Raw genomic sequence first — 15,079 nt, forward strand, 5'->3', positions numbered from 1 at the left:
AGTGAGTGAAGGGTATGTTTATCACTACCAGAGAGAAAGCGATTATCGAGTATATGATCAGAACATCCGGTTTGCATACCGCACAGTCGATCAGCCATTTTTTAAACGTAAGCGTCAGAACCGTGAATCGTGATTTGAAAACGATCGAGCATCTACTGAATCGTTTTAACCTTAAGCTTCAGAGGGTAAGCGGACAAGGACTTGAAATAGTAGGAAGCAATGAGAATATTTTTCGGATGATGCAGGAGCTAGCCAAAGTAAAGCCGACAGATTTGCCCGCGGAGGAACGGAAGCTATTAATTTTAATCCGATTGTTTCATGAAAAAGAAGCAGTGAAGGTGTTAACCCTTGCCAATGAATTAAATACGAGTATAACAACGATCGGAACAGATTTGGATGACTTAACGGAATGGCTGTCTGGTTTCGGCATAAAAGTGTTGAGAAAACGCGGAGTTGGCGTTGTTTTTGATGGCAGGGAGATTGCAAAAAGAAAGGCGCTGGGGAACTACCTTTTGATGTTTTACAATCAGGAGCTGTTTGAAAAGCTGTTTCTTCTGAGCAAACGGGATATCGCCAGTGAAAAGTCAGTGATCTTACATTTCTTAAAGCTTGAGTATCTTAAGGCCATCGATGATATTCTTTCATCCAAAACAAAAATGAACAATAGCTTTATGAAGCTGGCGGACAGTGACTATATTGGTCTATTAATAGCAATTTGCATTTCAATACAGAGAAATGCATTGGGGTTTCGAATCGAAGAAGGCGTTTTTGAAAATGGCAGTAAGCAAACTGCTGAGTCCAGGCTCTTGAAGGAGATAAACGTTGATCTTGACGAAAAGCTGTCAGATGAAGATATCGATTTTTTAACGGTCATTTTAAAAGGCTCAAAGCTACGAGAAGCAGAAGCGTTTTATTACGACAGCGTCATTATCGGCAGGGCTGTCAGAAAAATGATCCAGGATGTTTCATTTCAGCTGAACATTGATATGACTGCCGATTTTTCACTGTTCCAAGGGCTGCTCGCCCATATGGAGCCTGCAATATACAGGATATCTCAAAATATGGGCTTATATAATCCGTTAACAGCAGATATAAAAAAGAGCTATCCAGTCTTATTTATGGCCGTCAGCAATAGTCTGGAAAAGGCATTTGAAGAAATTAATTTTCCGGATGATGAAATTGCTTATTTGGTTCTTCATTTTGGCTCGTCTTTAGAGCTAAGAAAAGAGGAAATGGCGATAAAGGCACTGATCGTCTGTCCAACAGGAATCGGTACCTCAAAAATGCTGGCAAGCCGAGTTAAAAAAGAGGTAAGTGAAATATCTTCAGTTGAAATCGCGTCTATCAAAGAGCTTCGGAGCTTTGCATTAAAAAATTTTGACGTCATCATTTCGACCGTAAGGCTACCTTTTGACGACTACGTGCTGGTCAACCCGCTTTTGAGTGATGAAGATAGCAAATCTATCAGAACATATTTAAAGAAAAATATTAAAAAAATGATCGACAAAAAAGAATATTCACATACAGAAGAGCAAGAAACCTTCCGCTCATCCGGTGAACAAAGACCTCTTTTATCGACCATAGAGGAAATTGAAAGCACATTGCTCAGCATGAAATCGATTCTTTCAAATTTTGAGCTTTATCCGGTTGAAAATGAAGGAGACTATCAGTCGTGTATACGTGATATGGTAGAAAGATGCAAAGAAAAAGGGTTTGTTAAGAATGTCCAGGATGTTCTGGATCAACTGCTGGAAAGGGAGGAGCAGGGGGGCTTGGGCATTCCCGGTACGAGTATGGCTCTGTACCATTGCAGGCATGAATGTGTCAATGAAATCATATTTCACATTGCCCATCTGAACAGCCCCTACCTGCTGAAAGGTATGGGAGGAAAGCCGGTTGAATGCAGAAACCTACTTTTAATGCTTGCTCCTGAACACATTAGCCCTCAGCAGCTTGAAATCATAAGTATTGTCAGCACAAGCATTGTGGAAGATCAAGAGGCCATATTAATTTTTTCATCGTCTAATGAACAAATGGTTAGAAAGAAGCTCGAGGAAACGTTTTATGAACATTTACACCATATAATAAAGGAATGATTTGAAATGAAAAGTGTTGTTCATTTTGGAGCCGGGAATATTGGCAGAGGATTTATAGGCGCACTATTTTCACAATCAGGCTACCATGTAACCTTTGTTGATATTGCTGATGAGCTAATAAATAAATTGAATCAAGAAAAAGCCTACAAAGTAAAAACGGCTGCAGATCCGCAAGAAGTAACGGATATTTACAATGTGTCGGGACTCAATAATCTCAAACAGGAGAATGAGGTCATTGAAGCAATTGGTCAAGCAACGTTTGTGACAACTGCAATCGGTCCTTCAATCCTGCCAAGAATTGCTCCATTAATTGCAAAAGGACTAGCGGAACGCATAAAGACAAATGATAATCCTGTTTATATTATTGCCTGTGAAAACCAAATTTCTGCAACAGACCTATTAAGAGGGCACATTCTTGAAAGCATCGATGAAAAATCCGTATCAGAGCTGAAAGGAAGAGCATTCTTTTTCAATTCTGCTGTGGACAGAATTGTGCCGATTCAGGATCAAAAAGGCATGGATGTACTCGTGGAAACATATCATGAATGGATTGTAGAAGCCGACCAAGAGGTTCCTGAGGTAAAAGGAATGACCATTGTTCCCGATTTGGCTCCTTACATTGAACGGAAGCTCTTTACAGTAAACACAGGACACGCAGTGACCGCTTACTTTGGTTATTTATTCGGCAAAAAAACGATTGATGAGGCGTTAAACGATACAGCCATCTATGAGCAGGTCAAAAAGACGCTGGAGGAAACAGGAGCATATCTTGTGAGTCAGTATGGTTTAGATGAACAAGCTCACCAAAACTATATTGAGAAAATTATCAGCCGTTTTCAAAATCCGTATTTGAATGACGCTGTGACACGAGTTGGGCGGTCACCGATCCGCAAGCTTGGACCGGAGGATAGATTGGTACGTCCCGCATATGAAGCGAAAAAAGCAGGTCTAAGCTTTCAGCAGCTGTCAAAAGCAATCGCGGCTGCTCTTGCTTTCGACAGCCAAGAAGATCCTGAAGCAGTTCAGCTTCAAGAAATGCTTCAAGCTCATGGTGCATCCTACGTACTAAAAGCTATTAGCCATTTAGATGAATCGGATGATTTGTCAATTGCTGCTGCACTCCATTATGAACAATTGAAAAAATAACGAAAAAAACCTGCAGAAATTATCGACTCTACAGGTTTTCTATTCTCCTCTGGGATACTTTCCCCAACAAAAGAGGATATTTATTCAAAAATGAGATGCATGGAATCATAAACAATAAAATCGAGACGGTATAAAAAAGGGTCCAAGCTGCAGTATCCGTATCCTTGATATCGATTTCCATCCCATAGTAGATAAAGGTTTTTACAATCGGAATCGCTACAAACTGAAGCAGCAGAATGACGATCGAATTTTTTCCCAGATAGGTGAGAAAAGCAACTCGTTTTAGCTTGTGGCTCAAATAAATGGTTCCTGCAATTCCAAGTAAAGACGCTAGGTAAAAGACTAATCCATTGCCGTAATCATTTCCTCGCATATCAACTCTAATGTTATACGATTCAACATAAGCGGTTACTATAAATAACAAAACACAAGTGATCAGCGTTCTTTTTGGTTTATGTTGTGCCAGGTGATTTTTCATAGCATAGCCGAAAGCATAAAAAGCGATTGCCGTAAAGACAACATCCACATTCCATGGAAGGCTGCCATCCAGTTTCAGCGATCCATAATAACCGATGGCCCCGCATAAGGCTGCAAATAAGACAACGAACCTTCCCTTCGCAACCTTTGTATATAGAAAGAAGGCAATTTCAACCAAAAATAAAGCAGTTAAAAACCAAACAGCAGGGTTATAAGTCATCATGTGATTATCTTCGATTGAAAGAAAAATGCCCATAAATGGAGTAAAAGGATCCACGTTGCTGTCTGAGCTAAATGGGAGATGTCTTTCTACAGTAAACCAAAACAAATAAGTAATGATCGCAAAACAAACATATGGAAATAGCAAACTTCTTGCTTTTTTTTGAATAAAGCTTTTTAAACCGAGGTCTTTTGATTTAAAGACAAGCCCTGATAAAAAGAAAAATAACGGCATATGAAAGGAATAGATAAACTGCTTAATGGGATCAGTCGTTGGAACGTGTCCTGCTACAACCAAAATAATTCCGATTCCTTTGGCCGCATCAATCCACTCGATTCGTTTCCCCATTACATCCCCTCCTTTACATCTTGTTGAAGCTTTCTAAATATCACTATAAACCAGAAAGGCTGTAAACGAGTTTACAGTTCTCTAACGAGTCAATGATAGACTATTGCAAAGATGACATTTGTAACATTGGAGGAAATAAAAGGTATTTACATGGTGGGGGTTAAAGGGTAGAAAGCGGTTTCTTTAGATAATCCAGTCAGCGGGGTATCGTTCCCACTGACTGTTGCACGCGGGAAGCTAACTCCCGCTAGAATCCATCGCTTAATGCGGAGGTCTTACAGCTTGTTGCTGCGAGATAAAAATCTTTCTTCTTAATCTCGGAATATCCCATAGCAAGAAAATGGAGCGCCCTAAACTAAACAAAATAAATGCGATCCATAATCCATGATTCCCAAGACTTGGCGGGAGCAAAAATAAAGCTAACAAATATAGAATACAAGAATAAATCATCGAGTTCCGTATAGAACCTGCTTCTGTAGCGCCAATAAAAACGCCGTAAAAAACGAGCCCGATACAAGCGCATATCGGAAACAAAATGAGCCAAATGGCATAGTCATTAGTCAAATCCAAAATCCGTTTAAGCGGGGTGAAAATTGAAATAATAAAATCCTTTGTAAGGTAAAAGCAGCCTGCAAGGGTAAATGAGGCAATTATCGACCATAGAATTGAAAGTTTAATCGTCATCAAGTAAGAATCCTCACTCCTCTTTCCGACTGCTTTACCTACTAATATACTTGAAGCGTTTGCGAATCCGTCAAAAAAGTAGGCCATTATATAGTGAATTTGAAAGAGAATTGCATTTGCAGCCAGGACTTCTTCCCCAAAGGAAGCACCTTTTGCTGTAAAGGTGTTGTACACGATAAGCAAGCATATCGTTCTAATAAAGAGGTCGCGATTTACAATCATCATTTTCTTGAAGGGAAGCGGGTCTAGCAGCTCCTCTTTCACCTGTTTAAATGAAATATGAAAAGAATCGTTCCTTCGCTTATTGATCATCCAAATACCGACAAAAAATGCGGCAATTTCGGAAATCAAGGTAGAGGATGAAACCCCTAAAATTCCCATGTGAAACACGTTCACAGAGAGTAACGCGAGTGCAATATTGAGGAAATTCATAGAAAGCTGCAGAATCAGCGTATCCTTAATGCGAGCCATCCCCATCAGCCAGCCTAAAATGACATAATTCATTAAAGTGAAGGGAGCTCCCCATATTCTCACATAGAAATACTCTGCTGCAATTTGACTAACGGAAGCATCCGCACCGATAAATACTAAAGAATACTGCAAAATCGGCGACTGAAACAGAATGAATATAACTCCAACAATGAGTGCGATAAAAAAAGGCCGAATGATTGCCATCATACTGTCAAAATGGTTGTTTGAACCAAGCGATTGGGCCGCAAACCCAGATGTGCTTACCCTCAGGAAGCCGAACAGCCAATACATGGTATTAAAAATGATCGTACCTATCGCAACTCCGCCAATATAAGAGGGATCAGGGAGCTGTCCGATTACGGCTGTATCTACTGCTCCAAGTAATGGAGTTGATATCGTTGAAATAATAAGAGGAAATGCCAAAGATAAATAAGTCCGATGATTCATGTAAAACCCCTGCCCTCTAAATGCTTTTGCCTTCTATTTTACCAGCATTATCGTATACAAAACTATAAAGATTATCCGCGTTTTAAGTGTTTCCAGCAGTGGAATAAATGGATTAAGGAGGCGAGATAAAATGGCAGAACGAAGAATCGATACTCTTTTGTTTGAAGATGACGGAAAGATTCCAAATAACCCAACATTGCCTTTATTAATCTATACGCAAGTGTTAGATGGGCGTACTGGGGAAGCTAAGTCAATTTTTGATCAAAATGATTGGAAAAACAGCTGGGTTGGAGGAGTTTTTGGCTATCATCATTATCACAGCAACACCCACGAAGTATTGGGCGTTATCAGCGGAGAAGCGCTTCTCCAATTTGGAGGAGAGGCAGGAAAGCAAGTGAAGGTAACAGCAGGAGACACTGTTGTTATTCCGGCAGGCGTAGGGCACAAAAAAATTCAGTCCAGCAACGATTTCAAAGTGATAGGTGCATACCCTGGCGGCAGCGGCTTTGATTTAAAAACGGGAAAAGCAGAAGAAAGGGAGGAAGCGATTCAAAATATAAAAGTGGTACCGCTTCCTAAAGCGGATCCTCTTTTTGGGGACGATACGATTTTTACCCATTGGAAGGAAGATTGACTATTTCAAAAAAGTTCAGCTAATCGTTCGAATGACCTTCTTTTTTCTTCAAAATCATAAAGGTTGGTGACTGCCATCACTTCTTCAATTTGATAGCGATCGGACAGTTCAAGCAGCTTCTGTTTCACTGTTGAAGGAGATCCGATAATCATGCGGTTACGATTTTGGAGCACTCTCTCTTTTTCCGCTGCAGAATAAGTATAGGACTTCGCTTCACTAACACTCGGGATCCTGCTGTCCAATCCCTTTTCTACTCGCAAAAGCCAAAGATCCTGGCTAAGGCATAGTTCTTCCGCCTTATCATCTGTCTCAGCACAAACTATGAAAATAGCAGCCAGCGGCATCGGTTTGGAAAAAAACGTAGAAGCCTGGAAGCGATCTTTGTACATGGCAAAAGCGGGTTCCCCTCTTTCAGGATTGATAAAATGGCCTTGAACATAGCCGATACCATGTGTTCCCGCTAACTTTGCACTGTTTTCTCCCAATCCTAACAACCATAGTTCAGGTGAAGCAGGAACGGGAGGAGAAGCTTGTATCCCGGCATATTCATGCTCGGCTGGAAGGGTATCCGTTAAATAATAGATAAGATCCTGAAGCTGTCGGGGGAACTCGGTCAAGCTTTTTTTTATGCCGTCAGTAAGGGCAAGTCTTGTTTTTGTTGTTCCGCCGGGAGAACGGCCGATTCCTAAGTCGATTCTTCCTGGATAAAGAGCTTCCAGCTGTCTGAAATTCTCTGCGACCTTCAATGGACTGTACTGAGGCAGGAGTACTCCGCCTGATCCTATCCGGATGGAAGACGTATTGGCAGCGGTATGGGCGATCATGACTTCCGGTGAAGTGCTGACAAGTCCTTTTGTACTATGATGCTCGGCGAACCAGTAGCGTTTATAGCCAGATTTGTCTGCCAGTTTGGCAAGAGTGACTGAATCCTGTAAAGCGGAAGAATGGTCTTTTCCTTTTGGAACGGGAACCTGATCTAATATGCTGAATGTAATCATAACCTTGTCCTCCCAAATAATTAGGTCTAACAGTCTATATGAAGAATGTTACGCTATGATACTAAAATGAAATGAAACTGTAATATAATTTGGCGTCTTTTGTCGATATAATAACCAATGTACATTAAATAATCAAAAATAACGACATAAGATTACACTTCTATATAATATATTGTCAATTTTACATACTTTGTCACGTGAATTAATAATTGAAAAGAATATGGTATTTTTTGCTGGTATTTAGTTTTTTGGTTTAGTTTTCGGGTATTAAGTCTTAGTTTTATCGAACTAAAAACATTGCAGAACTCTTTCACTTGTAATCTATTTGGATTAAATTGTTAGTGGAAAGTGTAGTTCAGAAATGGAAGAGAGGAAAATGAACGTGAAAAAGAAAATCATCACAATCGGTCTGGTTTCCGTTATCGGGACAAGCGGCCTCATACTCCCTTTTGGGAACACAGCGTCTGCAACAAATATTCAAGAGAAGAAACAGGAAATCGAAAGAAAGAAGTCTGATGTAGACAACAGCATTAGTGAGAAAAAAGCTGAGATCGAAAAATTTAAAGAAGATCTGAAGAAAATTCAAAAAGAAATCATGGCACTCGATACGAAAGCACTTGATACGAGCAGCAAAATAGAAAATAAGAAAGACGAAAATGAAGAAACAAAGCAACAAATCGAAAAATTGAAAGCAGAAATTAAAGAAACAGAAGAAAGAATCGAAAAGAGAAATAAAGTTTTACAGGAAAGAGTCCGTACGATGCAAGAGAATGGCGGGTCTTTAGGATACATAGATGTGCTTTTAGGATCTGAAAGCTTCGGAGATTTTATTAACCGTGCGAGTGCGGTAACAACGATTGTTTCCGCGGATAAAGATTTGCTTGCAGCTCAGGAAGAAGACAAGAAAAAGCTTCAAGTATCTGAATCAGATTTGAACTCAAAATTAGAAAAAATCCAAAACACGTTATCGGAGCTTGAAGGTCTTCAAGCAGAGCTAGACAAACAGATGGAAGACCAAGATGCGTTGTTTGCTAGTATGGAAGATAAGCAGAAAGCAGCAGAAAAAGAGCTTAGTAATCTAAATAGCAAATCTAATGCCCTTGCAGATCAAGCTGCCTCCGTTAAGCAAGAAGAACAGCAATTAAAAGAAGCGCAGAAAGCTGCACTGGCAGAGGTCGAAGAAGAAACAGCTGCTGAGGCTTCAGCAAAAGTAACCTCAACATCTTCTGAAAAAACGAGCAAACCTGCTGCTAAAACTGCGAGTGCTCCAGTGGTTCAAGATTCTGCACCAAGCGGAAACAAATCACAAATAATTGAGAATGCGATAAGCTCAGGAATGAGCATTGTCGGCAGAGCCCCTTATGTATTTGGCGGCGGACGCTCGGCTTCTGATATTGCAAACAGAAGATTTGATTGTTCTTCTTTTGTAAGATGGGCTTATGATCAAGGCGGTCTTCAATTAGGCAACGGTTATGCAGCTACCACGGACACTCTTGTTGGTAAAGGCAGATCCGTAAGCACATCTGAAATGAAACGCGGAGACTTGGTTTTCTTCGACACTTATAAAACGAACGGTCACGTTGGAATCTATCTAGGAAACGGTAAATTCTTAAACAGCAATTCATCTGACGGCGTATCAGTAGACTCTATGAGCAGCTCCTATTGGGGCGGACACTTTAGTGGTGTCGTGAAAAGAGTCGTTGAATAGTAATTAATTTCCCATAACAGCAATCTCTTAAACACTGAAATTAGGAGATTGCTGTTTTTTTAATTTCTGAATTGTAAACCCGAAATGAGAGTGTTGGGAGCCAGTATATAATAGGTATACTGGTTCAGATTAAGAAGTGAACTACTTGTTCATTCTAAGAAGAGCTCCAGTGCCAATAAGGCATACATTCGGTGCAAAAAAGGTGAGTATCGGTGCAATAAAGGTTACACCGGTGCAAATAAGCTGTGCATCGAAAGTTGAACAACGGTGCAATAAAAGCGAGCAACGGTGCAAAAAAGGCGTACACTAGTGTAATTATGAATGTTATCCGTGCAATTAATAGAGCCGAGCCAGTCGATTCAACTAAGCAAGTCTCTACAAATACATAGTCAGAACGTAATAAATCAGATATTCAACTAACATCCGCCAGAACAACAAAAAAGCTGCCGAGACATTCTCAGGCAGCTTTTCGTTATTACAGTAAAAATGCACCATAACCAAGTGTAAGCACGATTACAAAGGCTGGGTGAACCTTAAACCTTTCAAGCAGAAGGTAGCTGGATGCAAGCAGGAAAAGCGTGTGCCACAAGCCTGCTTTTTCCCATGCACCTGTTACAAACTCATAGCACATCATCACAAGGAGGATGGCAATGGTTGGCTTGATCATTCCGGTCATTTTTTTGATACGGGGGGAATTTTTAAATTTTAATAGAATTCCCATTAAGACAATCATTACGATGAGGGATGGGGCGATTGTTGCAAATAATGCAACTGCAGCACCTGGTACGCCGCCAATCTCATAGCCGATATAACCGGCCATTTTTGTTGCTATTGGTCCAGGAAGGGCATTTCCTAATGCCAGTGTATTTGCAAACTCACTATTCGTCATCCATTCATAGTGATCGACAACCTCATATTGTATAAGAGGAATCGATGGGGGACCGCCCCCGTAGCCGACGATGCCAGGTACGAAAAATGCTAAGAAAAGATGCCAGTAAATCATCATACGCCTGTCGACTCCCCGCGTGTGATCGATTTCTCTTTTTCTTTACCGGTCACAAAGCTGTAAAGCAATATGGCACCGATTAAGATCGCAGGATGCAGGCCTGCAAAGAATAAAAGAACAAAACTAATCACACCTAAAAAAATGGTCTTTTTCATTCCTTGACCCTTCCATGATTGCTTCATAAAGCTGTAAGCCATGACAAACAGCATGACAGCAATCACGGGTTGTACAGCCGTAGTAATTCCGTTTACCCAGCCGGAATCCTTAAAGGCATATAGATACTTAAGAAAAATGCTTAATAAAATGACGGTTGGCATGACTGTCGCGATAATTGCAATAAGCAAACCAATGATTCCCGCAACCCGGTAGCCGATATAACCGGCCATTTTCGTCGCAATTGGTCCTGGCAATGTGTTTCCAATTGCGAGTGTGTCAGAGAATTCTTCATCTGTTAACCATTTAAAACGATCAACAGCTTCCTTGTATAAAAGCGGTATGGAGGAAGGTCCACCGCCATAGCCCAGCATACCGGCACGGAACATTCCGATAAAAATTTCTACATATCTTTTTAACAACGAATACACCTTCTTCGACAAAAACAAAGCTTGAATATCAGGAAAGCTTTGTTATCTTATTTTTTCTACCATGAAGCAATCGCTCCGTCTGTTCGTGACTCGGTTCCGCCTGCTAAAACCCCATTTTCTTGGCGAATAATCATTTGGCCCCTTCCGAACGATCCTGAATCGAGCGCCCATTCAATCTGATGGCCTTTCCTTGCAAGTGCGTGGGCGATATGTTCTGGGAATGATGGTTCAAGCAGAACCTTTTTCCCTTTGACCCATTGCCAGCGGGGCGCATCCAGGGAGACTTGGGGGTTCAGAGAAAAATCAATCAGATTCATAACGACTTGTAAATGACCTTGCGGCTGCATGAATCCTCCCATGACACCAAATGGACCCACCGGCTTCCCGTCTTTTGTAAGAAATCCGGGAATAATCGTATGATAGGTTTTTTTGCCGGGTTCCAAGCAGTTATCGTGATCTGGGTCCAATTTGAAGCCATGGCCCCTGTTTTGCAATGAAATCCCTGTTTCCGGCACGACCACGCCAGAGCCGAATCCCATGTAATTGCTCTGGATAAATGAGATCATATTTCCTTCATCATCGGCGGCTGCAAGATAAACGGTTCCCCCTTTTGAAGGCTTACCTGGAAATGGATCGATCGCTTCTGTTCCAATTAAGTCTCTGCGTTCTTTCGCATACTGGCTGGACAACAATTGTTCGACCGCCACTCCCATTTTATCCTTTTGCGTAATGTACTGAAGCCCATCTGTAAATGCAAGCTTCATCGCTTCAATTTGTAAATGGAAGCTTTCTGCACTATCTCTCGAATGGAACGTATCATCTTTGAGCATATTCAGTGCCATCAGTGCAATAATTCCTTGCCCATTAGGGGGAATTTCCCACACATCATAGCCTTTGTAGGACACAGAGATTGGTTTCACCCATTCCGGAGCAAAGACTTCAAGATCTTCTTTGCGAATAAATCCATCGTGTTTTTTTGAAAAAGCATCGATCTTTTCGGCGAGCTCTCCTTTGTAAAAGGCTTCAGCATTTGTTTCTGCGATTAGTTCCAGTGTTCTTGCGTGACCTGGAGATTTCCATATCTCGCCGATTTCGGGAGGCTTGCCATTTGGTGCAAAGGTTTTAAACCAGCCTTCAAACACATCATCCGTTAGTGTGTCTTTAAAAGATTGATAGCCTTTTTTCCAAAAGTGCCCGAGAGTCGGGGATACCGGATATCCTTCTTTTGCATAAGTAATGGCTGGCTGCAGAACTTCTTTTAAAGGCAAACGGCCGAATGTTTTTGAAAGCTCAGCCCATGCAGCAGGAGCCCCCGGTACAGTCACCGGAGTTAATCCATATTTAGGCATTTCCTCGTGTCCTTGGTTTTTTACAGCATCAATGCTGATACTATTTGGAGCAGGGCCGCTTGAGTTTAACCCGTGCATTTCGCCCTTTGTCCAAACGATTGCGAATGCATCGCCGCCGATCCCATTTGACGTTGGCTCCACCACGGTTAAGCAGGCTGCTGTGGCAATTGCAGCATCAATGGCATTGCCGCCTTTCTTTAATATCTCGAGCCCGGCCTGTGCAGCAAGCGGCTGCGAGGTGGCAACCATTCCTTTTTTTCCGTATACTGTGTTTCTTATAGAAGAATAAGGGTGATACAATGGATCAAATTTTATCATAGCAGCTCAGTCTCCGATCATTATACAGTAGCTTTTTAAGTCTTTCCCAGCTAGTTCGGGCGTAGGAATATAGTCAGAATTATAGCATCTTTAAGAAAAAAGAAATAGGGTTTTTAACGAAAAAAATTTCAAAACGTAATGAAAAAAATAATAATAATTGATTAGATAAATTAAATATATAAATATACAAACGAAAAGATTTAAAATGTTATTAATTGATGTCGTATCGAAAGTGTATAATATTGGTATTGTTTTCTGTCATAATCATTTATTCTTTTCCAACTTGGACATATAAATGATATATTAGTTTCTAAATGAAGATATAAATCTGTTTTCCAAAACATATCGAAAGTGAGTGAGCTCAAGTGGCAGAAAACTATTTTATTCCGGATTTGACTTTGGATGAGACGGATAAAAAGATCCTTTCCATCCTTCATGAGGAAGGCAGGATTTCTTATACTGATTTAGGAAAACGGATCGGCCTCTCGAGAGTCGCTGTTCAAGCTAGAATTAACAATTTGATGGAAGAAGGAATCATTGAAAAATTCACCGCAGTTATCAATCCGGTGAAGGTGGGCATTCATGTTTCGGTGTTTTTTAATGTGGAGGTAGAGCCGAAGTATTTAGAAACAGTGGCCGACCAGCTGGAAAGAGAACAGGCTGTGACAAGCCTTTATCATATGACAGGGCCGAGCAAGCTGCACATGCACGGGATTTTTTCAAACGAGCAAGAAATGGAAAACTTTTTAACTGGAAAGCTGTATCCTCTTCAAGGAGTAGTAAGCGTCGATTGTCAAATGCTGATTAAGCGTTATAAAAGCCGTATGGGGATGAAGTTATAGAAAAAATAAAAACAGCAATCTCGGGAGATGCGAGAATGCTGTTTTTTGCTTTAGGCAAAAAGACTGATGAGGTTACCGTCCGAGTCTTTGACAATTGCGTAGCGCTGCCCCCAAAACGCGTCCCAAGGCTCACGATGTGCCTCATATCCACTCTGGATTATTTTTGAATACAACTCATTAAGTGCATCGCTGCTGTCACACTTAAAAGCTAATTCAACCCGGTGCCCGTAAGGTTCTGCCCAGCTTCCGTATACGCTTTTTGCAATTTCCTGTGTATCAAAAGCCAGTCGACAACCTGCTTGCTCTACTTCTGCGTGCGGCTCTTCGTTTGCGCTCTCAGGAATTTCAAATCCTAGCACGCGGTAAAAATCCAAGGCTTTCTTCATGTCTTTCACTACAATACCTACCATGTCCAGTTTAATTCCCATTTTGATTGCCTCCTTCTGCTGTACTAATCTCTTTTTGAACTTTTTTCGTTAATTTTTGAAAAACCAATGTGTAAGAATGTATGATTAGCTTCTCCCATAGCTCTTCTGGAAGATCTGAATCGATATAGATTGAATTCCAATGTGTTTTATTCAGATAGTAGCCGGGCATAATCCCTTCATAGCTTTCTCTTAATTCTTCTGCGTATTCTGGATTGCATTTTAATGATAGAATGGGCTTTCCTGTCGGGTGACCACCGATCATAGCAAACATTTTTTCGCCTACTTGAAAGCGGTCAGCTTTCCAATCCGCTTGATAATCATGTACGGCACCCGGTAACTTAAGGCAATAGGCTTCTAAAGTTGAATGGTCCATAAAAACCTCCTTCATTCATCAGCATAACTATTTATCTTTTTTATGACTTGGAAAAAACGGACAGATTATGAACCGAAAATGTCAGAAGGTGATAAACCGTAATAGCGTTTAAAACTGTTAATCAAATGTGGTTGATCATAGTAGCCGGAAGTAAGAGCCATATCAACGAAACGAGAGTGGCTGCCTTGTTTCAGATCCTGTAATAGATATTGAAACCGAACAATATTTAATAGTTCTTTTGGACTTATTCCTAGTTCGTTTTGAAATGTTCTTCTTAAACTCCTCTCACTCCAGCTGATTTTTTCTGCCAGTAAACGTATTTGAAGATTTCCTTTGTAAGCATACATATAATTCAGTGCCGTTTGGAGAAAACCATCTGATTTGAATTCATGCTTTTCAAAACGGTTTTTTAATTTAGACTCAACTATCTGAATAATTTTCTCAATTCTTTTTGCATTTAAAATTTCCTCCCAAACAAAAGCTGTTTCATGGCCCCATATATCTTCGAGAAATACCAGATTGCCAGTAATCGAAGAAATAGGATGACTCAAGGCAAAGTGAGCGGTTTCGATATAAAATCGGATGCCAAATAAAGACTGGTCTTCCGAGCAATACGTGACCATGTATTCAGGCATAACCCCTGCTGCAAAAGCTCCCTTTGAAACAGAAGTGGATCGCAGGTCGAAAATAATATCAACACAGCCATCAGGGATGACACGATGCAGCTTATTTTTATCTTTTGCCCGAATGTTAATTGTCCAATAACAAGCAATATATTTCTCTAAATTCTTGCTTGGCGCATATTCTTGATAGCGATAACATGGATCGAAGAATTCTTGTTGAAAGGCAGGTGGTTGGAGTGGTCGGAAAGGGTGCATCGGAATGTCACTTCCTTTTTAATAAACGTGTTGTCTTTTTTAACTTTATCATTATAGATAAAATAGCTCTAG

At 40.7% G+C, this 15,079-nt stretch carries 14 protein-coding genes; 5 read left to right on the plus strand and 9 right to left on the minus strand.

The features are described from left to right. The first annotated feature begins 14 nt into the window (after positions 1 to 14). Both AM592_RS21100 and AM592_RS21105 read left to right on the plus strand, forming a co-directional pair. Positions 15 to 2,096, plus strand: a complete 2,082-nt coding sequence (locus AM592_RS21100; protein ID WP_053605598.1) for a BglG family transcription antiterminator — start codon at positions 15 to 17, stop codon at positions 2,094 to 2,096. A 6-nt stretch (positions 2,097 to 2,102) separates the two neighbouring features. Then, positions 2,103 to 3,242, plus strand: a complete 1,140-nt coding sequence (locus AM592_RS21105) for a mannitol-1-phosphate 5-dehydrogenase (RefSeq protein WP_053605599.1) — start codon at positions 2,103 to 2,105, stop codon at positions 3,240 to 3,242. A gap of 28 nt (positions 3,243 to 3,270) precedes the next feature. Here the strand turns inward: AM592_RS21105 and AM592_RS21110 are convergent, their stop codons facing one another. Both AM592_RS21110 and AM592_RS21115 read right to left on the minus strand, forming a co-directional pair. After that, positions 3,271 to 4,287, minus strand: coding sequence for an acyltransferase family protein (locus AM592_RS21110; protein ID WP_053605600.1), 1,017 nt, complete (start codon positions 4,285 to 4,287; stop codon positions 3,271 to 3,273). Positions 4,288 to 4,548: 261 nt separating this feature from the next. Beyond that, a complete protein-coding gene (locus AM592_RS21115) occupies positions 4,549 to 5,889 on the minus strand; it encodes an MATE family efflux transporter (RefSeq protein ID WP_053605601.1) in 1,341 nt (446 codons plus the stop codon). Between the two features lie 130 nt (positions 5,890 to 6,019). Here AM592_RS21115 and AM592_RS21120 point away from each other — a divergent pair, with 130 nt between their 5' ends. Next, on the plus strand, positions 6,020 to 6,523 hold the full coding sequence (locus tag AM592_RS21120) for a cupin domain-containing protein (RefSeq protein WP_053605602.1): 504 nt from the start codon (positions 6,020 to 6,022) through the stop codon (positions 6,521 to 6,523). A gap of 5 nt (positions 6,524 to 6,528) precedes the next feature. Here AM592_RS21120 and AM592_RS21125 read toward each other — a convergent pair whose 3' ends face one another. After that, positions 6,529 to 7,521 (minus strand): LLM class flavin-dependent oxidoreductase, encoded by a 993-nt coding sequence (locus tag AM592_RS21125; RefSeq protein ID WP_053605603.1) that lies wholly within the window; start codon positions 7,519 to 7,521, stop codon positions 6,529 to 6,531. Positions 7,522 to 7,903: 382 nt separating this feature from the next. On the opposite strand from AM592_RS21125, the gene AM592_RS21130 reads away from it, so the two are divergent. After that, the gene (locus AM592_RS21130; RefSeq protein ID WP_053606209.1) at positions 7,904 to 9,229 is read left to right on the plus strand and encodes a coiled-coil domain-containing protein; all 1,326 of its coding nucleotides are present in this window, start codon (positions 7,904 to 7,906) and stop codon (positions 9,227 to 9,229) included. Between the two features lie 475 nt (positions 9,230 to 9,704). Here the strand turns inward: AM592_RS21130 and AM592_RS21135 are convergent, their stop codons facing one another. From AM592_RS21135 to AM592_RS21145, 3 genes are all read right to left on the minus strand, one after another. After that, complete coding sequence (locus tag AM592_RS21135) at positions 9,705 to 10,232, minus strand: chromate transporter (RefSeq protein WP_053606210.1); 528 nt, start codon at positions 10,230 to 10,232, stop codon at positions 9,705 to 9,707. Beyond that, the gene (locus tag AM592_RS21140; protein ID WP_225970296.1) at positions 10,232 to 10,810 is read right to left on the minus strand and encodes a chromate transporter; all 579 of its coding nucleotides are present in this window, start codon (positions 10,808 to 10,810) and stop codon (positions 10,232 to 10,234) included. Before AM592_RS21140 ends, AM592_RS21135 begins: the two co-directional genes overlap by 1 nt. Positions 10,811 to 10,875: 65 nt before the next feature. Beyond that, entirely contained in the window at positions 10,876 to 12,486 is a 1,611-nt protein-coding gene (locus AM592_RS21145) for a gamma-glutamyltransferase family protein (protein ID WP_053605604.1), read from the minus strand. 365 nt (positions 12,487 to 12,851) lie between these two features. Between AM592_RS21145 and AM592_RS21150 the strand changes: the two genes are divergently transcribed. Continuing rightward, complete coding sequence (locus tag AM592_RS21150; protein ID WP_053605605.1) at positions 12,852 to 13,328, plus strand: chromate efflux transcriptional regulator ChrS; 477 nt, start codon at positions 12,852 to 12,854, stop codon at positions 13,326 to 13,328. A gap of 50 nt (positions 13,329 to 13,378) precedes the next feature. Here AM592_RS21150 and AM592_RS21155 read toward each other — a convergent pair whose 3' ends face one another. The 3 genes from AM592_RS21155 to AM592_RS21165 all read right to left on the minus strand — a co-directional run bounded on the left by AM592_RS21155 (position 13,379) and on the right by AM592_RS21165 (position 15,007). Then, on the minus strand, positions 13,379 to 13,756 hold the full coding sequence (locus AM592_RS21155) for a VOC family protein (RefSeq protein ID WP_053605606.1): 378 nt from the start codon (positions 13,754 to 13,756) through the stop codon (positions 13,379 to 13,381). Further along, positions 13,746 to 14,129: an MmcQ/YjbR family DNA-binding protein gene (locus AM592_RS21160; RefSeq protein WP_053605607.1), complete on the minus strand. Its 384-nt coding sequence runs from the start codon at positions 14,127 to 14,129 to the stop codon at positions 13,746 to 13,748. The genes AM592_RS21155 and AM592_RS21160 overlap by 11 nt, the downstream gene beginning before the upstream one ends. Positions 14,130 to 14,194: 65 nt before the next feature. Next, positions 14,195 to 15,007 (minus strand): AraC family transcriptional regulator, encoded by an 813-nt coding sequence (locus AM592_RS21165; RefSeq protein ID WP_053605608.1) that lies wholly within the window; start codon positions 15,005 to 15,007, stop codon positions 14,195 to 14,197. Positions 15,008 to 15,079 lie beyond the last annotated feature (72 nt).

The sequence above is a fragment of the Bacillus gobiensis genome (assembly GCF_001278705.1).
In the GTDB taxonomy this organism is placed as follows: Bacteria; Bacillota; Bacilli; order Bacillales; family Bacillaceae; genus Bacillus; species Bacillus gobiensis.